This window comes from Embleya sp. NBC_00888 (assembly GCF_045207655.1).
GTDB lineage: Bacteria > Actinomycetota > Actinomycetes > Streptomycetales > Streptomycetaceae > Embleya.
In genome coordinates, this window is sequence record NZ_CP108785.1 from 1,187,220 (window position 1) to 1,210,490 (window position 23,271).

General features: G+C 70.0%; 23 protein-coding genes and 1 pseudogene. 11 read left to right on the plus strand and 13 right to left on the minus strand.

All coding sequences use genetic code 11. The features are described from left to right. Positions 1-242: 242 nt before the first annotated feature. The 3 genes from OG948_RS39410 to OG948_RS39420 all read right to left on the minus strand — a co-directional run bounded on the left by OG948_RS39410 (position 243) and on the right by OG948_RS39420 (position 5,861). On the minus strand, positions 243-1,085 hold the full coding sequence (locus OG948_RS39410) for a hypothetical protein (protein WP_331769784.1): 843 nt from the start codon (positions 1,083-1,085) through the stop codon (positions 243-245). A gap of 58 nt (positions 1,086-1,143) precedes the next feature. Further along, positions 1,144-5,424, minus strand: a complete 4,281-nt coding sequence (locus tag OG948_RS39415; RefSeq protein WP_331769785.1) for a hypothetical protein — start codon at positions 5,422-5,424, stop codon at positions 1,144-1,146. A gap of 215 nt (positions 5,425-5,639) precedes the next feature. Continuing rightward, positions 5,640-5,861, minus strand: a complete 222-nt coding sequence (locus OG948_RS39420; RefSeq protein WP_331769786.1) for a hypothetical protein — start codon at positions 5,859-5,861, stop codon at positions 5,640-5,642. 177 nt (positions 5,862-6,038) lie between these two features. Between OG948_RS39420 and OG948_RS39425 the strand changes: the two genes are divergently transcribed. Both OG948_RS39425 and OG948_RS39430 read left to right on the plus strand, forming a co-directional pair. Beyond that, positions 6,039-6,185 (plus strand): hypothetical protein, encoded by a 147-nt coding sequence (locus OG948_RS39425; protein WP_331769787.1) that lies wholly within the window; start codon positions 6,039-6,041, stop codon positions 6,183-6,185. A 24-nt stretch (positions 6,186-6,209) separates the two neighbouring features. Next, positions 6,210-6,662, plus strand: a complete 453-nt coding sequence (locus OG948_RS39430; RefSeq protein WP_331769788.1) for a hypothetical protein — start codon at positions 6,210-6,212, stop codon at positions 6,660-6,662. Between the two features lie 122 nt (positions 6,663-6,784). On the opposite strand, the gene OG948_RS39435 is transcribed toward OG948_RS39430, so the two are convergent. Beyond that, positions 6,785-6,994, minus strand: coding sequence for a hypothetical protein (locus OG948_RS39435; protein WP_331769789.1), 210 nt, complete (start codon positions 6,992-6,994; stop codon positions 6,785-6,787). Between the two features lie 129 nt (positions 6,995-7,123). Next, the gene (locus OG948_RS39440; RefSeq protein WP_331769790.1) at positions 7,124-7,777 is read right to left on the minus strand and encodes a TetR/AcrR family transcriptional regulator; all 654 of its coding nucleotides are present in this window, start codon (positions 7,775-7,777) and stop codon (positions 7,124-7,126) included. Between the two features lie 131 nt (positions 7,778-7,908). Here OG948_RS39440 and OG948_RS39445 point away from each other — a divergent pair, with 131 nt between their 5' ends. The 5 genes from OG948_RS39445 (at position 7,909) to OG948_RS39465 (ending at position 12,221) form a co-directional block, all read left to right on the plus strand. Beyond that, positions 7,909-8,871, plus strand: a complete 963-nt coding sequence (locus OG948_RS39445) for an alpha/beta hydrolase (protein WP_331769791.1) — start codon at positions 7,909-7,911, stop codon at positions 8,869-8,871. A gap of 48 nt (positions 8,872-8,919) precedes the next feature. Further along, entirely contained in the window at positions 8,920-9,732 is an 813-nt protein-coding gene (locus tag OG948_RS39450; protein WP_331769792.1) for an AAC(3) family N-acetyltransferase, read from the plus strand. 146 nt (positions 9,733-9,878) lie between these two features. Next, positions 9,879-10,139, plus strand: a complete 261-nt coding sequence (locus tag OG948_RS39455) for a hypothetical protein (protein WP_331769793.1) — start codon at positions 9,879-9,881, stop codon at positions 10,137-10,139. Between the two features lie 93 nt (positions 10,140-10,232). Next, the gene (locus OG948_RS39460) at positions 10,233-11,009 is read left to right on the plus strand and encodes an NAD(P)-binding domain-containing protein (RefSeq protein WP_331769794.1); all 777 of its coding nucleotides are present in this window, start codon (positions 10,233-10,235) and stop codon (positions 11,007-11,009) included. Between the two features lie 540 nt (positions 11,010-11,549). Continuing rightward, the gene (locus tag OG948_RS39465) at positions 11,550-12,221 is read left to right on the plus strand and encodes an NAD(P)-binding domain-containing protein (RefSeq protein ID WP_331769795.1); all 672 of its coding nucleotides are present in this window, start codon (positions 11,550-11,552) and stop codon (positions 12,219-12,221) included. Positions 12,222-12,422: 201 nt separating this feature from the next. Here the strand turns inward: OG948_RS39465 and OG948_RS39470 are convergent, their stop codons facing one another. From OG948_RS39470 to OG948_RS39485, 4 genes are all read right to left on the minus strand, one after another. After that, positions 12,423-13,754, minus strand: a complete 1,332-nt coding sequence (locus OG948_RS39470; protein WP_331769796.1) for a sigma-70 family RNA polymerase sigma factor — start codon at positions 13,752-13,754, stop codon at positions 12,423-12,425. Further along, entirely contained in the window at positions 13,727-14,146 is a 420-nt protein-coding gene (locus OG948_RS39475; protein WP_331769797.1) for a YciI family protein, read from the minus strand. The genes OG948_RS39470 and OG948_RS39475 overlap by 28 nt, the downstream gene beginning before the upstream one ends. A gap of 358 nt (positions 14,147-14,504) precedes the next feature. Beyond that, positions 14,505-14,828: a transcriptional regulator gene (locus OG948_RS39480; RefSeq protein ID WP_331769798.1), complete on the minus strand. Its 324-nt coding sequence runs from the start codon at positions 14,826-14,828 to the stop codon at positions 14,505-14,507. Then, positions 14,825-15,286, minus strand: a complete 462-nt coding sequence (locus OG948_RS39485; RefSeq protein ID WP_331769799.1) for a hypothetical protein — start codon at positions 15,284-15,286, stop codon at positions 14,825-14,827. The genes OG948_RS39480 and OG948_RS39485 overlap by 4 nt, the downstream gene beginning before the upstream one ends. Positions 15,287-15,586: 300 nt before the next feature. Between OG948_RS39485 and OG948_RS39490 the strand changes: the two genes are divergently transcribed. Beyond that, on the plus strand, positions 15,587-17,095 hold the full coding sequence (locus tag OG948_RS39490; RefSeq protein WP_331769800.1) for a DUF4246 domain-containing protein: 1,509 nt from the start codon (positions 15,587-15,589) through the stop codon (positions 17,093-17,095). Positions 17,096-17,602: 507 nt separating this feature from the next. Here OG948_RS39490 and OG948_RS39495 read toward each other — a convergent pair. Together OG948_RS39495 and OG948_RS39500 are read right to left on the minus strand one after the other, a co-directional pair. Then, complete coding sequence (locus OG948_RS39495; protein WP_331769801.1) at positions 17,603-18,175, minus strand: dihydrofolate reductase family protein; 573 nt, start codon at positions 18,173-18,175, stop codon at positions 17,603-17,605. A gap of 388 nt (positions 18,176-18,563) precedes the next feature. After that, positions 18,564-19,952, minus strand: coding sequence for an MFS transporter (locus OG948_RS39500; protein WP_331769802.1), 1,389 nt, complete (start codon positions 19,950-19,952; stop codon positions 18,564-18,566). A 1,501-nt stretch (positions 19,953-21,453) separates the two neighbouring features. Here OG948_RS39500 and OG948_RS39505 point away from each other — a divergent pair. After that, positions 21,454-21,786 carry a hypothetical protein gene (locus OG948_RS39505; RefSeq protein WP_331769803.1) on the plus strand — a complete coding sequence of 111 codons (333 nt, stop codon included), beginning with the start codon at positions 21,454-21,456 and terminating at the stop codon, positions 21,784-21,786. Next, positions 21,771-21,989, plus strand: coding sequence for a PQQ-binding-like beta-propeller repeat protein (locus tag OG948_RS39510; protein WP_331769804.1), 219 nt, complete (start codon positions 21,771-21,773; stop codon positions 21,987-21,989). Before OG948_RS39505 ends, OG948_RS39510 begins: the two co-directional genes overlap by 16 nt. A gap of 156 nt (positions 21,990-22,145) precedes the next feature. Here OG948_RS39510 and OG948_RS39515 read toward each other — a convergent pair whose 3' ends face one another. After that, a complete protein-coding gene (locus OG948_RS39515) occupies positions 22,146-22,385 on the minus strand; it encodes a hypothetical protein (protein WP_331769805.1) in 240 nt (79 codons plus the stop codon). An 8-nt stretch (positions 22,386-22,393) separates the two neighbouring features. Beyond that, complete coding sequence (locus OG948_RS39520; RefSeq protein WP_331769806.1) at positions 22,394-22,861, minus strand: VOC family protein; 468 nt, start codon at positions 22,859-22,861, stop codon at positions 22,394-22,396. Between the two features lie 212 nt (positions 22,862-23,073). Between OG948_RS39520 and OG948_RS39525 the strand changes: the two are divergent. After that, a pseudogene (locus OG948_RS39525) lies at positions 23,074-23,229 on the plus strand (FAD:protein FMN transferase); the annotation flags it as partial. Positions 23,230-23,271 lie beyond the last annotated feature (42 nt).

Consider the following 23,271-nt stretch of genomic DNA (forward strand, 5'->3'; position numbering starts at 1 on the left):
CGCCGGCCCGCGGCATCCGTCGACGAAACCGCCGCGAGGCCGGGACGACCCCTGTCGCGGAGCGCGCGGCGAGTGGCCGTGGTCGACACGGGCCCTCGATCCGGGGTCCGGGCTCCGGGGTCCGGGGCGCCATCACGACGAAGGAGGTGAACGACGAGGACTCCCGGCGGTGTTCGACCCAGGGACGGCAACCCTACGGGTAGGCCGGGTCGGCTCTCCTGCGTCTTCGCCGTTCGGAGGCGTCAGAGCGTGTCGCGGAGGATTTCGCCGAGGCGTTGGTGGGCGAGGTAGTTCTTGGCGTGGTGGAAGTCGAAGGTGTGGATGAGGGTGTGTTCGTCGGTGTCGACGCCGGTGAAGGTGCGGGCGATGCCGCCCTGGGGGACGGCGACGATGTCGCCGGGGTCGGCGAGGTTGACCCAGCGGGCGACACCGGGCGGTCGTGCGCCTCGGCCGTCGACGGGTGCCGGTCGCAGGCGCGGCAGAATCGCGTGCGGCAGGGCCAGGGGTGAACCGAGGGTGACCAGGAGGTCGACTTCGAGGTCGGGCCGGGCCCAGAGGGCTTCGTAGGCGACGACGGATCCGAGGGAGTGGGCGATCACGACGCGGGCGCCGGTGGTTTCGAGGATGTCGGTGACCCGGGCCCGGGCGGCGGAGCGGGCGGGATTGTCCGGGTGGTTCAGGTAGGTGGTGACCTCGCGGCACAGGAGCGCGACGAACCACCTCGTGGCGGGTGGGCCGAGGAAGCGCATGCGGGCGAGGGTCTCGACGGCCTGGCGTACCTCGACGGTCGACTCGCCCGCGGGAAGGCCCGTCGGGATGTCGAACACGTCCAGCCATCGGCGGGCGAACTCGGCCTCGGACGCGTCCAGGTCGTCGAGGTCGTCGCCGGCGCCTTGTCGGCCGGGTTTGCGGAGCAGGTCGGCGTAGTAGGCCACGGACACCTCGGGCGCCGGTCCGCCGGCGCGGTGGAGAGCGGTGGCGAGGTGGGTCCGCCAGACCCGCCCGAGCGTGCGTGCGGCTTCGCCGGGTGTCTCGCCGCGGCGGAAGTTGCCGATGCCGTGGACGCCGACGATCGTTGCCATCATGAACCCTCCCTGGGGATACGGAAGTTGCCGATGCCGTGGACGCCGACGATCGCGGCTGTCATGGGCCCACCCCGGGGATGACGACGGTGCTCGTTCCGTCGAGCGAGCCTTCGCTGGGGGTGTGTGGCTTGCGGCGCAGCACCGCGATGTCCTGGTCGAAGCCCACGATCAGGTGGCCGTCCCGGCCCCAGGCGAGTGCGCCGCAGACTCCGGGTAGGGGGATCCGGTCCATGCATCGCCCGCTGGTCAGGTCCCAAATCCGCACGGTGCGGTCGGCGGAGCCGGTGGCGGCGACGGGTCTTGCATTGAGCGTCGTGCACGCGACCGCATTCACCCGGTCGGTGTGTCCGAAGAGGGCGTTGCCGACCGGGTCGCCGGTGGTCAAGTCCCGTATTCGCACGGCGTCGTCGGCCGAGGCGGTGACAGCGACGGGTTTTCCGTCGACGGTCGTGCACGCGATCGCGATCACCGATTCGGGTTGGCCGGCGAGGAGTTCACCGACTTGGGTTCGGGTCGCCAGGTCCCAGACCCGCAGGGTCCCGTCCGAACACGAGGTGACCGCGACGGCGCGCCCGTGGACGGTCGTGCACGCAACCGCGCTCACCCACCCGGCGTCTTCCGCGCGGAGTTCACCGCGCTGCACGCCGGTGGCCAGGTCCCAGGTCCATGTGGTGGCGTCCCTGTAATCGGTCGCGGATACCGCGAGGCGTGGACCGTTCCACGTGGGGGAACAGGCCACCACGCTCACCGCGCCGGTGTGTCCGCTGAGAGGTTCACCGCGGGAGGTGCCGGTGGCCAGGTCCCAGATCCGCACGGTGCGGTCGGCGGAGCCGGTGAAGGCGACGGGTCTTCCGTCGAACTCGGTGCAGGCGACGGCGTTCACCCAGTCGGTGTGGCCGGTGAGGGGTTCGCCGAGTTGGGCACCGGTTGTCGCGTTCCAGATCCGCACGTCGTTGTCGTAGGACCCGGTGACCGCGACGGGCTCACCGTGCAACACGGTGCACGCGACTGCGGTCACGATTTCGGTGTGTCCGGTGTGGAGTTCGCCGACTTGGACAGTCGTGAGGTCCCACACTCGCACGTCGTTGTCGTAGGAGCCGGTGACCGCGACGGGACTTCCCTCGAGCACCGTGCAACCGATCGCGTTCACTCCGTCGCTGTGGCCGGTGAGGGGTTCGCCGAGCGGGGTTCCGGTCGCGAGGTCCCAGATCCGCACCGTGGCGTCGAAGGACCCGGTGACCGCGACGGGCTTCTTGTCGAGCACGGTGCAGGCGACGGTGGTCACCTGGCCGGTATGGCCGGTGAGGGGTTCGCCGAGCGGGGTTCCGGTGGCAAGGTCCCAGATCCGCACCGTGGCGTCGACGGAGCCGGTGACCGCGACGGACCGTCCGTTGAGCGTCGCGCATGCGATCGAGGCCACGCCGGTGTCGTCGATGAGCGGTTTGCCGCGCTGGGTGCCGGTGGTCAAGTCCCAGATTCGCACGGTTTGGTCGTCGGAGCCGGTGACCGCGACAGGCTTGCCGTCGAGTTCCGTGCACGCGACCGCGGCTACCCAGTCGGTATGTCCGGTGAGGGGTTCGCCATGCAGAGTACCGGTCATCAGGTCCCAGACCCGTACGATCCCGTCGTCGGAGCCGGTCACCGCCACGGGTCGTCCGGCGAGGATCGTGCACGCGATCCCGGCAACGTCGCCGAACTGTGCGGCAATGGGTTCGCCGACTTGGGTGCCGGCGGCCAGATCCCAGATCCGCATGGTGTTGTCGGCGGAACCGGTAACGGCGATGGCCCGCCCCTGAAGGGTCGTGCACGCCACGTCCTCGATTCTGTCGCTGTGTCCGGTCAGGGGTTCGCCGAGGGGGGTGCCACTGATCAGGTCCCAGATCCGCACGGTGCAGTCGTTGGACCCGGTGACGGCGACGGGCCGCCCGTCCAGGATCGTGCACGCCACCGCGTTCACGAGGTTGGCGTGCCCCGTCATGGTGTCGCGTAGCGCGGAAGTCGGCATTCCGCCCGTGGCGGCGACGACCGTCCAGGCGCCGGCCTCGATGCCGTCGTCGAACGCGCGCGCCGACGCGATGGCCTTGTAGCGGGCGGCGTCCGTGGCGAGCAGTCGGCGGCGGGTGGCCGGGTCGGTGTGGCGGTGGAGGCCGATGGAGGCGCGATAGACGGCTCTGGTCAACAGGGCCTCGTCGGTGCCGGCGCGCGGGAACGCCCGGACGAGGGCGGTCGGGTCGCCGTGGACCAAGTACTCGGTGTCGGTCAGCAGTTCGTCCACGCAGCCTGCGGATTCGGCGTGCGCCGGGGCGTGGCGCAGGAGATAGGGAGGGGCGCTGGCCCAGGTGCGGGTGGGGCCGTCGTACGTGGTGTGTGCAGCGAGGAGGTGGTCCAGGACCTGTCCCTGCGTGGGCACGGTCACGCCCGTCGCCGGGTATCGGACGAGGTGGTCGACGAGTCCTTGGTGGAAAAGCCGGTAGAGCAGGGTGCCGTCCCGGTCGGGGGTTGCCCGCAGGTAGAACAGGGCGTCGGGCAGGAGGGTTCGGGCGCGTTCGGGGTCGAGATCGGCGAACAGGCCCGCGAGGGGCAGGGCCACGTCCAGAGGCATGCCCTCGCCTCGGGCCAGGGCCAGTGCCGACAGGATGGCGCGGACGCCCGGCCCGTCCGTCCGGGCGGCCAAGTCCAGATCGAGTACCGCCGGCAGGGTGGTGGGTGCGGAGCCACCCAACTCCCCCGCCTCGTCCGGGCCGTCCGGTGCGGGGACCTGTGCCAGATGGCGGGTGAAGATCTCGGCGACCAGGAACGCTCCCCAGGGCACTCTGCCTCCCGGGTGCGGGGCGAGCCGATCGGCGATCGCGTGGGCAAGGCGGTGGCGGATCGCGCGCTTGCGAGGTGGGCGGTACGCAGGGATATCGGCCAGGCGGGCGTTCAGGTGGTCCGCCAAATCCTCGCGGACCTCGTCGGGGTCGGCGTCGTCCAGGTCCACCAGACCGCCGACGGCGGCGGCGCGTTCGAGCAGCGCGGTAGAGGTGGGCCACCGCCGGGTGCCCACCAGCAACCGCACGCCCGGCGTGCCGTCGGCCCGGGCCGCGCCGGCCAAGCGGACCAGGTCCGCGCACAACGCGGCGGGGTCGGATGCCTCGTCCACCGCGTCCACGACCACCGCCGGCACCTCGCCCACCGCGGGCAACAGAGCCATGAACAGCGCCACGTCGAACGGCACGCCCGAGCCGGGATCGATATCGAGTTGACGAGCCGCCGACCCGAACACCTCCCCCGAGGTCCGACCTCGCGCGTGCACGGCGGCCAGCCGATCGTTGACCGAAGGACACCCCGACGGGTCCCGCGCGTCCAGCCGCTCCCGCACGTGCCCCGCCACCGCGACCAGTTCGGGATGCGCCGCACACGCCAACGCTCCCAGCAGGGCCGACTTGCCCACTCCGGGGTTACCGGTCACCACCCGAAGGCCGCCCGCGGCGACGTCGTCCAACCACGGCGCGAGCACCCGCAACTGCGAGCGCCGCCCGGTGAACCTCCCGCCGGCCTTGTCGGTGAAGTGCCGCGCGTCCGAGGGATCGAGAAACACTCGTAGCGCGGGCTCGACACCGGTCAGGCGCGCCGCGTTCGGGTCGTGGCCGGGGTGGGGGAAGAACGGCAGGTCCGGCTCGTCCTCGGCCAAAACCATCGCCGTGCTCTGCACGGTCTGCACCGGGCCGGGCATGCGCTCGACCCGTTGTCGCACCCGGCGCGCCACCGTCGAGAACGGTACGTGCGACCGCGCCGGATCGGTGTCCAGCCCGGTGCGGGCCACCTCTTCGAACACCTCCGCCAGCGCGATGCTGAACCTTCCGTCGTACGCGTCCTCGCCCCCACCGGACGCCGCGATCACCCAGGCGTTAGCCGGCGTGTCCGACCCGTGCACCAGGTGCGGCAGCGAGGCGGCGCGACCGGATCGACACAGGTCGAACAGGAACAACGTCGGCACACCCAGCGTCTGCGCGTCGTCCACCCACTGCGCGGCGTTCGTCCCCGCGCCCACGCACCCGTCCGCCGGCACCACGTCCACCCGGTGCGGATTCGCCGTCCCCGCGTCCCCGTGGGCGGCCACGTAGACCACCCGGGCGCTCCCCAGCGCCGCGCCCACGGCCGATCGCAACGCGACGGCACCGACATCCCTGTGCACGTCGGTCGCATACCCCAGCCGGTTGAGCGCCGCGGCGACCGGCGGCACCACCTGGTCCACAAACGGCAGGTCCGCCCACGCCCGCGTACCCACCGGCACCTCGCCGGCCCCCATCGCCGCGAAACGCCCGATCCCCACCACCAACGCCCGCGTCGGCCCCACGCACGTGCCTCCGTACCCGAAACGAAGCTCCAGCGTGGCAGGCATCGCCCGGCCACACCCGCGAAAGAGTGCAACAAACAACGGACGACACGAACACGCCGGCAAAGCACCGACTTGTCGTTTCAGGAACCGTCATCGCGGGACCGCGTCACGGACGCGAGGCATCCTCGGTGACGCCGGAGTCGCTGTAGAGCGACCGGTCCGAGAAGCCCGGGTCACGCCTGGTCGTCGCTGCAGAGCGACCGATTCGAGAAGCCGGGGACACGCCCGGTCGGTTTCCCGTGGACCGCGTGGTCGAGCAGGGTGGCCAGGTCACGGGCGTCGTCGGCGTCCGGGCTGTCGTGGTGCACGAAGTGGCGTAGCGTCAAGGACTGCCCGCCCTCGAAAAGGCTGAAGAAGTCCAGGCTCAGCGGTTCCCGGCTCGGCCCGTTCGGCATTCGCCGAAGGCGGGCCGAAGGTGAGCATCGAAGAGGTGGCTCAGCGGGCCGGCGTCGGGGCCACGACCTTCTACCGGCACTTCCCCACCAAAGGCGACCTCGTCGACGCGCTCCTCGACGACCTGGCCGAAAGGCGCGCGCCATGTCAGCCTCCACGCCGCGGCCCCGTTCGTGACCGTGGACGGTGCCGAGGAGGCCGTGGCGGCGCTGGTCGAGGCCGGGATCCACCGCATCGCCTACTTGTCCTCCGTGGTTGCCGACGACGATCCGTCGCGACCCGATGGTGCGGTCGAGAAGCTCGTCGAACATGCGGTGCCGGACTGAACGTTCCTGCGCCCGCACGGCTTCATGGCCAACGCCTGGCGCTGGATGGCCGACCTGCGCACCGGCGGAAGCGTGCGGGCGGCCTACGGCGCCGCGGCGACGGCCCCGATCCACGAAGCCGACCTCGCGGCAGTGGCCGCACTGGCATTGACCGAGCCGCGCCACAGCGGACGCCGCTACGTCCTGACCGGCCCTGCGGTGATCACCCAGGCCGAGCAGGTCGCCGCCCTCGCGGAGGCAACAGGACTATCGCTGTCCTGGGAGGAGCTCTCCCCCGCCGCGGCACGCGAACGCATGTCGGCCACGGCTTGGCCCCCGCAGGTGGTCGACAAGGTCCTGGCCTACCAGGCGCGGCGTGTGGAGGTGCCCGAGGAAGTGCTCTCGACCGTCGCGGAGTTGACCGGCCGCCCCGGCCGCACCTTCGCCACCTGGGCCGCCGACCACACCCCGGCCCTCCGCGCCGCGCTCAACGACTGACGGATGACGTCCACCGTCGGCGATCCACCGGGCCGGCCCGACGATCCGAAGGAACGAACCGAGGCAGCGTCCTGCGGATCGTCTGCGGAGCCGGATGGTCGCACCGGTGAAGTCGGTGCCGGTCACGGTGCCTCCGGTGGCGGGAGCCGAGGTGGGGGTGATCGCGACAGCGGCCGGAGCGGGGGTGCTACCGCGGTGAACTCGACGACGGCAAGGGTGCTGTCGAAGAAGTCGGGGATGTACCCGCGCGAGCCGGTGCGGCGCGTGTCGTCGAGGCGGCGCAGCGTGTCGTCGAGGTCGGCTTGGGCAGTGCTCCGGCTGTCGAACGCCAACCCGGCGATCCGATGCGAGGTCGGGGGCAATGCGTGGCCAACGTGCGCGGGTCCGGACGGTCCTGCCGGTCGGTCGATTGCTCGGCGAGGTCGGGACCCGGCGCGCCCACACCGCCGTGATCCGGTACGTCAGGGGATCCGGGCCTCGATGTGGGCGAGGTGGGCGGCGAGGATTTCTTCGAATGCGGCGCGGCGGTCTGCTCCGAGGGGGCGGATGTCGCGGGCGAAGTGGGCCAGGGCGGGGAAGCGTTCGGGGTCGGCGCCGAGCACCGCGACGCGGAACTGCTCCATGCCCTGTTCGTACTCCTTGGGGGTGACGGTGCTGATACCGGCCTCGGAGGCGATCAACGCGGCGAGGAGGATCACGATGCGGTGGTAGCAGACCGGGACCTCCTCGTCGGGCAGGCCGGACGCGCGCAAGGCCTGCAGCAACTCCTCCATGACCAATCGGGATCCGGTGCCGCCGGACCCGTAACGCCCCCACACCGCGGCGAGTTGGGGTTGCTCGCCGAACGCCTCACGCAGGCACACGGCCAAGGCGGTGACGCGCGGCTTCCAGTCGCCCTCGGGGCGATAGCCGCCCATGGCGGCCAGCAGGATCCGGTCGGCGACCGCGCGCAGCAGTTCGGTCTTGTTGCGGAAGTGCCGGTAGAGGCTGGAGGAGTCGGTCCCGAGCGCTGCGGCGAGTTTGCGCACGCTGAACGACTCGGCGTCGCTCGTGCGCAGCAGTTCCGCCGCCGTGTCCAGGATCTCCTCGGTCGACCATCGCCTTCGGCCAGTCATCTCGCCCCTCTCGTCGGGACTCAGCCTAACCTATGCACTTGCTGTTGCACGCACCGCGTGCATAATGAGGACAAGACACTGTCCGACCGCGATGACACACCCGGCATCCGGCCGGGAGGGGAGAGGAAGACATGAGCGACACCACGACCGCGACACGGCCGCCGGAGCCGGACTTCTCGACGATCACGACCGAGGAACTGCTCGCCTACCGCGACGCGGAGAACCGCTTCCGGGCCTCCGACGCGGCGCGGACGATCCTGGGGGAACCGGATCCCGGCGCCGCGATCGCCTGGCGCGAGATCGCGCTGCCCGGCCGCGACCTACCGGTCCGGGTCTACCGGCCGGCCCCGACGGGAGACGACGAAGCCGCGACCCGAACCGACCTGCCACTCGTGATCCATGTCCACGGCGGCGGCTTCGTGGGCACGGCGGTGCAGTGCGACTGGACCAACAGCCACCTCGCCGCCCGACTGCCCGCCCTCGTCGTCTCGGTCGAGCACCGCCTCCTCGCCCCCGACAGCCCGCTCGCGAACGCCGCCGACGACGGCTGGGACGTGCTCGAGCACGTGGTGCGGCACGCCGCGCAGTGGGGCGTCGACCCGGCGCGCGCGGCCGTCTTCGGCGAGAGCTGCGGCGCGCTGATCAGCGCGCTGACGGCCGTCCGGGCCAGGAAGGCCGGCCTGGGCCTCAAGGCGCAGGTGCTGGTCAACCCCGCGGTCGACGTGACCGGGACGATGTTCGACTACCCCTCGATGGCCGAGTACGCGTACAGCCCGACCCGGGCCCTGCCGCTACTGCGGCTGTTCCAACGGCTCGCCGTCCCGTCGGGAGCCGACGCCGGCACAGTCTCGCCGCTGTACGCGGACGACCTGAGCGGGCTCGCCCCCGCGCTCGTGGTGGTGCCCACCCAGGACGCGGTCGCCGATCACGGCCGCCGCTACGCCGAGCGGCTGCGCGAGGCAGGGACACCCGTCCGACTTTCCGAATACCCGGAAGCGAAGCACGCGTTCCTCACCCTGCCCGCGCTGGAACCACAGGCCGCGGCCGCCCAGGCGGAGATCCTCGCGTTCCTCCGCGCGGCCCTGGCGAACTGACGGAGAAACCATGCACCCCACCACCTTCGAAGACGGAGATCCCCGAGCATGCGCACGACCGAGCCGCGAACCGACGGGCTGACCGACACCGAACTGGTGGAGGGATGGCGCGAGGTCGGGGTCCGGGAGGGCATGTCGGTGATCGTGCACTCGTCCATGTCCGGCATCGGCCGCGTCGACGGCGGAGCCGCCACCGTGATCGGCAGCCTGCGCACCGTACTCGGCCCGGCCGGAACGCTCGTTGTTCCCACCTTCACCTGGCAGGTCGCCGATCCCGACCACGGTCACGTCGGTATCCCCGATGCCGCCGTGATCGAACGCCGCGCGGCCGTACCCACCTTTCATCCCGACCTGCCATCCACCGGTATGGGCGCCGTCCCCGAACTCGTGCGTTCCTTGCCCGAGAGCGTGCGCAGCTCGCATCCGCAGGCGTCCGTCGCCGCCATCGGCGCTCGGGCAGCCGACATCGTTCGCCGTCAGACGCTCGGATTCGCGGTGGGCCGTACGTCGCCGTTCGGCCGCCTGCACGACCTCGGAGGCCACATCCTCCTCGTGGGGGTCGGCCACGACCGCAACACCTTCCTGCACCATGCCGAAACGCTCACACCCGACCCGCGTCTGAAGGTCCGTCGCTTCCCGCGGGACCTCGACGGCGAGCGGGTGTGGGTCGAGACGCTCGACGTCGGCAACGACAACGGGAGGTACTTCCCCACGATCGGCGGCGAATTCGAGGAACAGGCCGGCATCGAGGAGGTCCTGGTCGGCGACGCCCCATGTCGACTGATCCCGGTGCAGCCGCTGGTCTCCTTCGCCGTTCGCCGCCTCACCGAACTACTCGACGCGGACCGCCGGAATCAATAGCCGAACTCGTCCGATCCACAGGTCCCGACGATTGCGCTCTTTGGGAACTCCCGCTGCTCCCACACCTGCCGGCCGACCACATCCGGGCCGGCCATCCCGGCTACCCCCGGGCGCGGGTCGACTCGGCCGTCACCACCTGTCTGGTCGTGTTGTCCGTCATCGGAGCGCTCGGCGTCCTTGCCTGGCTCACCACGGCCTGGGCCGTTCAGGCAGGCAAGCGGTGGGCCCGCCCCGCCGCGACCGTGATGTTCGTGCTCGGCACCGGCGTCGGACTGGCCGGGCTGTCGACCAAGGACACCTCCGGCGCGACCGGACTGCCGCCGGAGCCGGGCCGGGCCGGGATGATTCCCTGCCTGGCGGGCGTCGTCGCGGTCACAATGCTGTGGAGAAGACCGCGACCGACGTGACGTCGGCTCCGTTCGATTTCGCACACGAGGAACCGACGGCATTCATCACGACCGTACAGACCGCACCACCACGGGTCACGACCACAACGCACCATGGAGGAAGACACAGTGCAGCGCATCGGCATCATCGGAGTGGGCGAGATCGGCCGGGCCATCGTCGAGGGCCTGCGCAACGGGGGCGGTGCGTCGCCGGACGTCTTCCTTTCTCCCCGAGGGGCCCGCACCACCGCCGAACTGTCCGAGCGCTTCGAAGGCGTCCATGTGTGCGCCGACAACCAGGAGGTGCTGGACCGCTCCGAATTGGTGATCATCGCCGTGCGCCGCCAGGACCACCGCGAGGCGCTCGCCGGGCTGAAGATGGACGACGACAAGACCGTGGTCAATCTGATGGCCGGCGTCGCCACCGACGACCTGCGCCGAACCCTGGCCACCGGCGCGCCGATCGTCCGCGCCATCCCGCTGCCCGCCGTACGTGAGCGCCGCTCCGTCACCGTGACCTGCCCCTCGCACCCGATGGTGGACTCTCTCTTCGACCAGTTGGGCGGAGCGCTCCCCGTCGCGGAGGACGCCTTCAACGCCTTCTCCGCGCTGACCGGGACGCTCACCGCCCACTACGCCTACCTCGCCACGCTCACCGAGTGGGCCACCGGCCACGGCATCGCCGCCGACGCCGCCGATCGGTACGTGCGCGGCCTCTTCCAGAACGTCGGCCGCTCCCTGGGCGACGAGACCCGCCCTCTGCACCAACTCGCCGCCGACCACGAGACGCCCAAAGGGAGCAACGAGCGCATCCGCACCACCTGGTTCGATCCGGCCAACGCCGCAGCCCTCAAGAGGGCCCTGGACGACCTCCTCGCCGACCTGAAGTAAGAGCGCCCGGCTGGGACATGCGTCCGGACCGGGAGACCCCGCTGTCTCCGGCACGCAGAACTTGCCTTCGGCAACCTCCTCCGCTCCCGCCCTCGCGCCTGAGCCGAACGGCCACCCCACGTAGGCGCGCTGTGCGGTCGAGTTCCTGCCGCCGACTCGGTCGAGGGACCCGACTGGCGGTACCACGACGGGGCGTGAGAGGGCCCGGTTCGCGCGCCGAGGCCGGACGCGTTGCGCACGCGTTCTCCTGCGGTCGGCATCCTGCGGCCGGCAAGGCCCCACCCACTCCCTCCACACACTGCCGAAGTCGGCGACCACCCCCGACGACGCCGAGCACGAGGGGGACCTTTCCACGGCTCGGGACCGCCATCCGTGGAGGCTCTGCGGGATCGTCCCGGTACAGGTACCGAATAGTGCGTGCTTCCCCCGGGGACGGTCCCGATCTACGGTCACATGGATCGATCGGTCGAACGAATCCGGCCAACCACCGCACCGTCTGCCGTGGTTGCTCGGCGTTTTCGTACGAGGGGGGAACAGCACATGAGGATCGGCGTACTGGGCACGGGTGAGGTCGGGCGACGGCTCGCCGGCAAGCTCGCCGCGCTGGGTCATCGAGTCACGCTCGGCTCCAGGACGGCGGACAACGCCGAAGCCAAGCAGTGGGCGGCGGACAACGGCGGCGCGCACGGCACCTTCGCCGACGCGGCCGGCACCGCCGAGCTCGTGGTGAACGCGACCGGCGGCCTGGTCTCACTGGCCGTGCTGGAGGCGGCGGGTGCCGACAATCTGCGCGGCAAGGTCCTGGTCGACGTGTCCAACGCACTGGACTTCTCCGAGGGGTTCCCGCCCAAGGTCTTCACTCCGGACGGCGGCAGCCTCGCCGAGCAACTGCAAAAGGCGTTCCCCGAAACCCGGGTCGTCAAGACCCTCAACACGATGAACAACACGGTCATGGTCGAGCCCGGCCTGGTCCCCGGCCACCACAACGTGTTCCTCAGCGGCAACGACGAGACCGCCAAGGCCGAAGTGGCAACCCTGCTGGGCTCCTTCGGCTGGACCCCCGCCCAGATCATCGACCTCGGCGACCTGTCCGGTGCCCGCGCGACGGAACTCCTGATGCCCTTGTGGCTGCGCCTGTACGGGGTCCTGGGACCGGTGGACTTCAACATCTCGATTGCCACCGCCCTCGCCACCCAGCCCTCGACCGACTGATGACCCGGGTCGGGCGAAACAGGTGACCGACCATCACCTTCGCCAAGGCGTCGGGCCCGGCTGGACCGAGCGCGACGCTTTGGCGACGGTTTCCGTGCCCACCCGATCAGCGGCGTCACCACATGCCGACCCGGACTTGCCGGTCGCCGCAGGGGTGGTCGACGACATCAGCCACGAAGGACTCCGCCGGTCCCGCCGAGGTCACGACAGCGCGGCCGCCTTGCGCAGCAGCACCGACCGCTCGCGGAGGTTGCCACACAATCGCGCGGCCAGTTCCAACTCGGCCCGCGCCTCGGCGGTCCGACCGAGGCGGGCGAGGAGTTCGCCGCGCACGCTCGGGAGCAGGTGTGATCCCGACAGGCGTCCCGAGGCGACCATCTCGTCGACGATGGACAACGCGTGTCGGGGCCCGTATGCCATCGCGACGGCGACGGCCCGGTTCAGTTCGACCACGGGCGAGGGAGCCACACGGCCGAGGGCCTCGTACAGGAGTACGACGCGTTCCCATTCGGTTTCCGGCACCGAGGACGCGGACGCGTGGCAGGCCGCGATCGCCGCTTGCAGGCCGTACGGTCCGAGACCGCGCCCGACCGCGGTGGCCCGGGCGAGCGCGGCCCGACCGCGGCGGATCGCCGACCCGTCCCACAGGCGTCGGTCCTGGTCCTCCAGGAGCACCGGATCTCCATCGGGGTCGGTGCGTGCGGGAAAACGCGCTGCCGTGAGCTCGAACAGGGCAAGCAGCCCGAACACTTCCGACGCGTCCGGCAACAACGTTGCCAACATCCGGGCCAGTCGGATCGCCTCATAGGCGAGATCAGGCCGAAGCAGACGGTCGCCCGTCGTCGCCGTCGAGCCCTCGGTGAAGATCACGTACAGCACGCTCAGGACGGCACCGAGCCGCTCGCGCCGTTCCCGGGATGGTGGCAGCTCGAACGGGACCCCCGCCGCGGCGATGGTCTTCTTCGCCCGGGTGATCCGTGCCTGCACCGTCGATACGGGCACGAGGAACGCCCGGGCGATCTCCTCGCTGGAGAGGCCGCCGACCGCGCGCAAGGTCAGGGCCACGCGTGCCTCGGGCGACAGCACGGGATGGCAGGCCACGAACATGAGCGCGAGGACGTCGTCGTCGACCCGGTCGGGGTCCCACGGCAGGTCGTCCGACCCGTCTCGCGGGGCGGGCGCGCCCGAGCTCGCCTGTCCTTCGGTGAGTTGCCCGGCGAGCATGCCGTATCGCTCATCGAGGGCCGAACGGCGGCGGAAGTTGTCGATCGCCCGCCGCCGTGCGGTCGTCAGGAGCCAGCCCACGGGGTTGGTCGGCGTGCCGTCGCGCGACCAGCTGACGAGCGCCTCCGCCAGCGCCTCCTGTGCCACGTCCTCGGCGAGTTCGAAGTCGGCCGTGTAGCGGGCCAGCGCGCTGACGATCCGCGCGGACTCGATCCGCCAGACGGCCTCGGTGGCCCGCCGAGCCGACTCGGCGCTCGGCGGGCCACCGGTCGCGTCGTGCGTCAGAGCTGGCCGGTCCGCTCGCGCCACGACCGCTCCTTGATGATCCACTCGTTGTTCTGCGGGAATTCGTCGATCCCCGGCACGCGGCGGATCTCGCACTTGCTGCCCGTGATCGCGGGGATTCGCGTGGCCCACTCCACGGCCTCCTCCTTCGTGGCCACGTCGATCACGTAGAAGCCACCGAACAGTTCCTTCGTCTCGCCGTACGGACCGTCGGTGACCACCGGCGTCTCGCCGCCGAAGTCGACCACCACGCCCTGGGTCGGGTCGTCCAGACCCTCGGCGGCGACGAGCACGCCGGCGCGGATCATCTCCTCGTTGAAGCGGCCGACGGTCTCGAGCATCTGCTCGAACGGCGTCTCCATCATCTTCGCGACGGACTCGTCGGTGCCTCGCAGGATCAGCATGTACTTCGCCATCTTCGATCTCCTTGCCACAGGGTCGCCTCTCGACCTTCTCACTTCTCACCTCCAGGTCGAACGGGGCGACCACGGATCGACACGGTTCGCGTCGGACAACCTCGACGCGCTCACCGCGCCCCGGACGATGTAGAGCCTCCACCCGGATCTCCGCCCGAGTCGGCCGGGGGCGTGGCGTGTCCGGGAACGAAACCGGCACCGACCCGGACGGAACACGCGGACACGGCCGAGCAATCGCCGCGGGGTTCGAATCCGGGCCACGGAGCAAACTACGGAGCTTGAGCCGGAACCCGCGTCGTGCGGGCGATCCGGGTCGACGACCCCGGGCTGCGCCGCCGGTACTTGCGTGGCGCACTCGTCAGGAGCGGACCGCGGGGCTTTCGGTCGGCGTTGCGGCGCCGGCGACGATGGCCCGCAGTGCGGCGACGTGGCCGTCGAAGGCGTCCCGGCCGGTGCTGGTCAGGCGGGCGCGTACCTTGCGGCGGCCGCCGCACATGCGGCGCTCGGTGGCCACGTATCCGGCTTCCTCGAGGGTTGCGAGTTGCTTGGACAGCGCCGATTCGGACAGTTCCAAGTGTTCCTTGAGGTACGCGAACTCGGCCCAGTCGGCCGCGGCCAGGGTCGCCACCAGGGTCAGCCGGGTGCTGGGGTGGATCAACTCGTCGAACCGTGCCTTCGTCATGCCCGCGCCCAACGGCGCAGAACGCGCAGGATATCCGGTCCGCCGAAGCCGATGACGGCCGCGACCAGTGCGCCCGCCCAGATGCTCGCGTGGTCGGCGCCGTCGGCGTGCAGCGCGAGGGCGGCGGCCACGGTGACGGCGACGAGCCCGAACAGCATGCCGAGCACGACCAGCGGGGTGCGGCGCCCGGCGACGGCCGCGCCGACCCGCAGACGGTCCGTGCGCCGGCGTCCGTCGAGCAGGCGCGTCGCGAATATCCCGTGCCCGGCGCCGAAGGCCGCGGTCGCGGTTCCGCCCAGCCACGGCGACACGCTGCCGAGCACGCCCAACAACAGCCAACCCGCCGCCATCACCCACCAGTAGCCACGGGGCAGACCCACCTCATCGGCCACCCGGCGCCGGGCCCGGTCGACGGCGTCCAGCGCGGCGAGGGCCTGCTCCGGAGCGGTGTTCGTCATGACGGAACCTCACTTTCCTGTCGGGAAAGTAAGAGTCCTACTTTCCGACTGGGAAAGTCAAGACCAATCCCCAACGCCGCAAGGCCCTCTCCCCCGATCACGCCCCCAGTCGCGGCACCGTCCCCACCTACGCATCGGGCGCCCGGTCCGCGTCGTCGATCCCCCGCCGCAACCACCCGCGTTCGTCGACGACGGCGACCACCTGGCTCCCGGAGCGGCGATGACAGGGATCACGCTGCGGTGTCACTCTGCTGAAGTATCCTTCCCGCCACCGCACACCGACTGGGAGGACCAAGAGAATTGACCGGCCTGTCCACCTTCCCGCTGCCCTTTCGTGCTTCCCGTTCCATATCGTTCGCAACACCCCGAACGCTGCGGGAACTTCAGATGATGCAGTGCAGCGCGCACATCCGGGCGAAGCCGGGGTGGTTCGACAAGATGAACGATGCCGACATCGTCGCCAGGTGGACGCAGGAAGCGGTCGCCCAGGGCCTCACCGAAGCGCAGGTTCGTTACGTGCTTGCCGAACTCCTGCACTACGCCGCGCTGCGGGACGGAGGAACCGGCGTCGAGGTGTCCGCCGTCGACGGGGTGTGGCAGTCGGACACGCTGATCGACGACAAGCTCCGATCCCGGCTGCGCGAGGCGGTTCGGGTTCTGGAACAGATCCCCGAAGCAGAACAGGACTGGCATCCCGGGTCCGACGGCCAGGTACTGGATCTGGTCCATCCCTCACTGTTCTGCCTGGTGCGAGAGGTGAGCGGTGCGCCCGAGCGGGCTTGGCAGAACCCGACGGACCGCTACTCGAAGTACGAGGTCTCGGAGAAATTCCAGTGGCTACCCACGGACGTCGACGTCAGTGACGACGGCGATGTCGCCTTCCGTTCGTACGTCAACAACGTCCACCCCGACAATCATCGCGAACTGGCCTCCGTACTGCCGGACTTGTTCGCGCGCCTGCGCCCGCTGCTGGAGAACGTGCTCACCGATCTGCGCCATCCGCGGCCCCTGCGGATCGAGGCCGATCCCTACGGGTGGTACGACTCGGAGCCGGAGCCTCCGGACGAGTCCTCCCACAGTGATGACGAGGCCTACGACGAAGCCGTCCATGCATGGGAAGCGGCTCAGGACGACTGGTGGGAAAACCGCCGTCCGGTCGTCCCGGACGCCCCGGCCTTCACCCCACCCCGGTTGCCCGATGAATCCGCCCGAGTCGACCTGCGCGGCCGCCGTCTCCAGGTCATCGTCAAGCTCGCCACCATTCATCTCACCCCGGACAAGCCCGAATACCCGGGCGGTTCCTGGCATGTCGAGGGGATGATGAACGAGCGGATCGTCTCGAGCGCCATCTACTACTGGGACAGCGAGAACATCACCGAAAGCAGGCTGAGTTTCCGGGCGGCACTCGACGACCCGCGCTACGAACAGAACGACGACAACGGCGTGCGTGACGTCTACGGCTTGGAGAACGAAGACGCACTGAACCAGATGCTGGGATCCACATCGACCCCAGCGGGCCGCTGTCTGGCGTTCCCCAACATCCTGCAACACCGCGTCGGCTCGTTCCGTCTCATGGACCCCACCCGCCCGGGATATCGCAAAATTCTCGCGTTCTTCCTGGTCGACCCGTCGGAAACGATCGTCTCGACATCCGACGTGCCACCGCAACAACCATGGTCCGACACCTCGACCATGACGCTCGAACAGGCCAGGAACCACCGCGAACAACTCATGCAGGAACGCAAGTTCTTCGTCGACGAACACAACGAGCAGATCTACGAACGAGAATTCTCCCTCTGCGAGCACTGAACCCGTCCATACGGGCCGGGTCGAGCCGGACATCCCGGCTCCGGCAGGGGCGGGGCGCGGTGCGCCTTGCGTGTCGACGGCCCCGGTTCCCCTCAGGCGTCCGGGTCCGACACCCTCGCGCCGACCGGCAGCGGCACGTGACGACCGTCGAACGGCAAGGGCTCGCCGGCCAAGACGCTCGACGCGGCACAGTCGAGGCGGCATGGCCGGGGGCGGCCGCAGGCGCACGCTGCCGGGGTGCCGCCGGGAATTCCGGCAGCACCCCGATGGGAAACCCAGGTGTCGGACGGCCTGGGCGTCCCGAGCATTGGTGGTCGGCCGCTCAGAACGGCCGAATCGTGCACTCCGGCCACCGATGCGCCATGAAGCCGCGCGCCCAAACGGCCCACGGATGGTCGCCCATGCAGGGAACGACGATCAAGTGACGCGCCGCGTTGGCGGGCATTTCGGTGACGCCGGTCCCGGAGCGCCCGCCCTGCGCCCGGGTCGCACACCGCGGGAGCGTGGTCAGCGGACGACGTCGAAGACGTTCTTCTGCAGACCGTTGGCGTACGCCTCGTGCTCGACCAGCTTCAGCTTCTGGGTGTCCTTGTCCGTGGCGCTGAACAGGCGCTTGCCCGCGCCGAGCAGGAGCGGGAACACGAGCAGGTGGTAGCGGTCGATCAGGCCGGCGTCCGACAGGGCCTGGTTCAATGTGGCGCTGCCGTGCACGATGATCGGTCCGCCGTCGGTCTCCTTGAGCGCGGCGACGTCCTCGAGCGAGCGCAGGATCGTGGTCTCGCCCCAGTTCGACACCAGGTCGCCCTCGGACAGGGTGGTGGAGACGACGTACTTCGGCATCACCTTGTAGTCGGCGAAGTCCTCCATGTCCGGCCACACCGCGCTGAACGCCTCGTAGCTGACCCGGCCCATCATCATCGCCGCGGCCTCCTGCTGCTCACGGCCCTTGATCTCGAACGCCTCGGGAAGGAACTCGACGTCCTTGAAGGTCCATCCGGAGTTGCGGTAGCCGGGCTCGCCGCCGGGGCCCTCCACGACGCCGTCGAGCGAGATGAACGCGGTGCTGATCAATGTGCGCATCGAAAGATCCCTGGTGTCTCGTTGCCGGATCTCGGCGGATTCGGTCGGTGCGCGCTCATGTCGCGGCGCACCGGTCATCATCTTGGACTGTGGATCGCGGCGAAACTCATCGGCACCCACCCAATCTCTCAAAGCGCCCGGCGGCGGGCGGGTCGATGACGCCGCGACGCCCGTCGACGAGTGGGCGTGGGGGCTTCGCATCGTGACCTCTCGTCCGCGCCCGCCTCCGTCGCTGTTCCCCGCGGCGGCCCGTCGTAGTCCGGCATCACGCAGGGGCCGACAGGGACAGGCCGGTGGGGTACGGGGCCGGGTCGGTTGCTGACCACAGCCCCGTCAAGAACCCTGCCTACGCCCGGGCACCGCGTCGCGGCGGCTCCGTCTGCCGGAGTTATGGACGAGCCGCCACTGCCAGGGATGTGCCGTGTTCGCCTTGCTCACGCAGTCCGAACCAGATGAGGGCCACACTGACAAGCGTCACGGCCACGTCCACGCCCAGTGCGAGACGAATGCCCGTCAATTCGTTGCCCTGCGTGGCGGCGATTGCGCTCAGAGCCGGGATGCCGACGGTGATCGCCACCTGCTGGGTCATCGAAGTCAGGCCCGTGGCCAGTCCCTGCTCGTCGTTCGGTAGTCCCGATGTGCCTGTCACGGTATACGCCACGATGGACGTCACATGCCCGAAGAATCCAAGGAACAAGGCGGGGACCAGGACCGCGAGTGCCAGTCTGTCGGTGCCGAGGAATATCAGCGGCAGGGTCGCCAGGCCTTGGACGGAGAGCCCCACGGTCAGAACGCTACGGCTGCCGAATCGCCCGATGAGGCGCCCGGCCGCCACTCCGGCGGCCACGGCTGCCAGGCCGGGGAGACCGAAGATCAGGCCGGTGGCCGTCGGCGAGAAACCCAGCACATTCTGCAGGTAGAGCGTCATCAGAAAAATCATCGCGGTGTTCATGGCCAGGACCACAAGCCCGGCGTAGTTGCCCCATTTGACGGTGGGCCGTTTGAAGATGCGCACCGGCACGAGTGGTGCGTGCGAGCGCAGTTCGACCATCCAGAACACGCTCAACAGCAACACGCCGACGACGGCCGTGAGAATGCTCGTCTCGATGACCGCATAGACGACTGCCAGCAGACCACCGGTAACGGTCACTGCTCCGGGCAGGTCAAGCTTCAGCCTGTCGGGGTGGCTGCTCTCACTGATCAGGAAGGGGGTGAGGCACAGGATCAGCGCGGCCACAGGGACGTTGATGAAGAATGCGGCCCTCCAGCTCAGCAGGCCGACGAGGGTGCCACCGACCAGTGCTCCGACGGTGAAGCCCGCGGAGAGCATGGCACCGTTGAGGCCGAGGACGCGGTCGCGTACCGCACCCTCCGGAAACGTGGTGGTGAGCAGTGACATGGACGCGGGAATCGCCATCGCCGTGGCGAGGCCCTGCAAGGCCCGGGCGATCAGAAGCGTCTCGGCGTTGTATGCGAATCCGCCGAGCAGCGAAGCTCCCGTCAGAACGACCATGCCGCAGATGAAGAGCCGGCGGCGGCCGAACAGGTCCGCCATGCGTCCGAACAACAGCGTAAGGCCGGCTGCGGGCAACGCGTATGCCGAGGCAATCCAGGGAAGCCCCGTCGCCGCCAGCCCGACGCCCTCGCCGACCTTTGGCAGTGCGACGTTCAGGATCGAGAAATCGACGGACAGCATGAAGCCGGCACCAAGCAGGACCCACAGGGTCAATCGCTGTCTGCCACTGATAAGCGGCGGTGAAGCCGGAGCGGTGAGCATGGCACGGTTCCTCTCGAAGAAATCGGATATCGGCACAGCCGGCAAGTCATCGGGATGGGCGGGCCGTCCACCGATGATTTCCGCACGTCATCGCGGATTGGCCGGGAAACTTTCACTGGCCCCGAGGCGAAGTCGGCCATACGCGGCGACGGATCGACCCGGAGGAATCCTCACGGCCCACTGGTGGCCGTGGTCGGTCGGCGCGGGCGACCGGCAGCCGCAACAACCGCGGGCATGAGAGCCATCCGGCGCCCAGGGCGCGGTCCGCCTCACAGGCACGGTGCCCATCACGCCACGCCCGGCAGCGCCCGACGACACAACCTCATCCTCGCCGGATGGCCCGGCAAGTCGGCCCGCTATTCTCCGAAACTCGAGATCATTTACCAACAGCCCTCAAGGCGAATCGTCTTACCTCGCCTCGGCGGCATGTTTGATGTCGACCAGGCGCCGGCCCCAGTCGGATGCGCGTGCGGCCGTCCACTGCGCCGTCGCGTCCGGGGGCAGCGGGCCCTACCGAAGTCCGCATTACTGTCCGACTCGGGCGCCGAAGACCAGTCCGGCGGCGTCCGGTATCGGAAGGTGCTCGGCCACCGCCTGCCGTGAGACCGGAAGACCCCCGGCGAGCATGGTCGCGGTGGCCTCCCCCTGTGCGGCGACCAGGTCGAGTAGCCGACGTCGCGGTCGGGTCGGCCAACGCGGCGAGGAGGCTGTCGACTGCTTCAGCAAGACCACCGCGTTCGTACGTCACACGGAGGGCTCTTCGACGCGCGTCCCGAGAGCGTCGAACACTCGGTCCCGTCCATGGATGTCGAGTCGCGCCCACTCGTCGCGCTGCGTTCGGGTGCGCCCGGCGTCGAGGAACCGCTCTCGACTACGCGCGGACGCATCGCGTCGCCTTCGGCGGTCGGTGTCGACTCCACCGGGGCGCTGTCGTCCGCACGCAAGGCTTCTCCGGGGAACCCGCCGGCCCGGTGGTACGCCACGTACGGCGGCGGCACAACCGTCTCCACGCACACGGCACCTTCACCGAGGCCGGGGTTCGTCGCCATCAGCAACACACCTTCCTCGGCGACTGTCCGGTCCATACCCATGAGCTACTCCCCCACCGCCGTCAGCACACCTGCAACCTCAGAGTTGCACATTCATCAAAGGACGCGCAACCCCAGCATTGCACTTCCGATGTTGCGCGCCGTCCATGGACGGTCTCCCTCGTCTGCCCGATGAGGCGGAGGGTGTGGTGATGCCGGCGGAGTACGACCATCCCGACCGGCGGACGTTGGCGCAGCGGAACGCGGCGAAGGCAAGGGAGTCGACGCTGCCGGGCTGGTCTGGCGGCGCACACGACGGTGGAGCGGATGCGTCACGCGTACCGCAGGCAGGAGTTGTGGAGGTCCGGGGAGGGCGGGCAGGCCGGGCGCATGTGCCCCGACGATCACCGTGCTCCCACCCCGACGGCGGCCGGGTGAGCGAAGTCGCGAGGGCGTCCAGCCGGGCGTGAGCGGTGACCGAAGCAATGACGGCGAGCGGCGCCCGCGGGCACGACCCGAAGAAACAAGGTGCGGTCACCTGGCAGTCGAGCGTGGGCACCGACGGTTCCTGCGAGCCCGGTACCGCCCCGGTGACCAGCCCCGCCGTGTGGGGCAATGTCGCCTACATCGCGGGTCGCGACGGTGTCGTCCGGGCGTACGACACCACCGCCGTCGACCCTGCCAAGCCGCTGTGGGAGACCCGCGTCGGCTACCTGCCCGGCGAGAGCCCCCAGGAGACAAGTGGCGGGTGGCGATGGGATGCACCACCCCGCGCGCCGGGTCGCCGACGATGCACGCCCTCGTGACCGAGTCCCTGGTGTACGCGGGCACGCGGGACGGTCGGCTGGTCGTCCTGGACCGTGCCACCGGCAAGCTGCTGACCGAGTACAACCTCGGCGGCAGCGTGGCTTCGGCGCTGTCCATCAGTGGTGACTGGCTGTTCGCGCTGACCGACGACGGGACGATCCACGCGCTGGCGGCCCGGCAGTTGCGCGGTCACGGCGGCTGATGCCCCACCGATAGGCACCTCCACGCCCTGCGGGCTGCCTTCCCCGAGCGGGGAAGGCAGCCCGCAGGGCACCGTCGATCGGCCGACGTGCGGGCGCGCGCCTGCGTCCGCACGTCCGCACGTCCGCACGGTGACGGGATGCCGCCGGCAAACAGGTCAGGCTGCCCTGAGCCGAGCCGCCATCCTCACCACGCGCTCGGTTTGGTGACGGGCGGCGGCGCGAGTGCTGTCGTCCACCGGCACCGCGAAGCCCGCCGCCGACACCGCCTCGGCGACGCAGCCGTGGCAGCCCGGGTCGGAGGAGGCCGCCACCCGATGCGTCTGTCGACCCAGGTAGGGGGGATCGATCACCGGGTAGCGCTGAACGTCGTCGAAGCCGCAGGGCCTGCAACGCACACCGTGGATCAGTCGCCGCTCTGCATGGCTTCCTCGGCCCGCTTCGCCATTTCGTCCTCGGGGACGTCCTCGACGTGCGAGGCGACGCTCCAGCGGTGCCCGAAGGGGTCCTCGAACTGGCCGGTTCGGTCGCCGTAGAACTCGTTCTTCACGGCCCGGAGTTCCGTGGAGCCCTTGGCGAGGGCACTCGCGAAGACCGCGTCGACGTCCTCGACGTACACGTGCAGGGTCACCGGCGTGCCACCCACCGTCTTCGGGCTGCGGAAGCCCATGTCCGGGTACTCGTCCGCGAGCATGACCACCGAGTTGCCGAGTTGGAGCTCGGCGTGGCCGATCTTGCCACCGGGCGCGGGCATTCTCATGCGCTCGGTCGCGCCGAGGACGGAGACGTAGAAGTCGATCGCGGCCGCTGCTCCGTCGACGCACAGGTAGGGCGTAACGCGCGGGTAGTCCTCGGGCACAGGTTTGACGCTCACGGTTCCCGCCTATCCGATCAATGGCAGATGGCCGACAGCCCGGCACAACTGTCGATTCGAGCAAGGTGATATGCCGCTCATATCCGGCATACCGGATCAGCCTGGCATGCGACACGGCAGTGCACGACCAGGCACGCCGTGTGCCGAGCAGTCATTCATCGATCGCACCCGAAGGCCCCCCATCGTGGCCGGATCCCGCGCCTTGGGAACTCGCCACCGCGACCGCCGCCTTCGCGATGGGCACCGACGGGATCACCCGGGCCGCTGCCCGTCCCGGCTGCGAGGTCTTCGCGGTCGAGCCGACGGGCGGACGGAAGCCGTCGCCGAACGCCGGGCGACATGGTCGAGGCCCGCAGGCCGGCCCGTGACGGGCCGGCCTGCGGGCGTCGCAGAGCCCCGAGCCTGCTGCC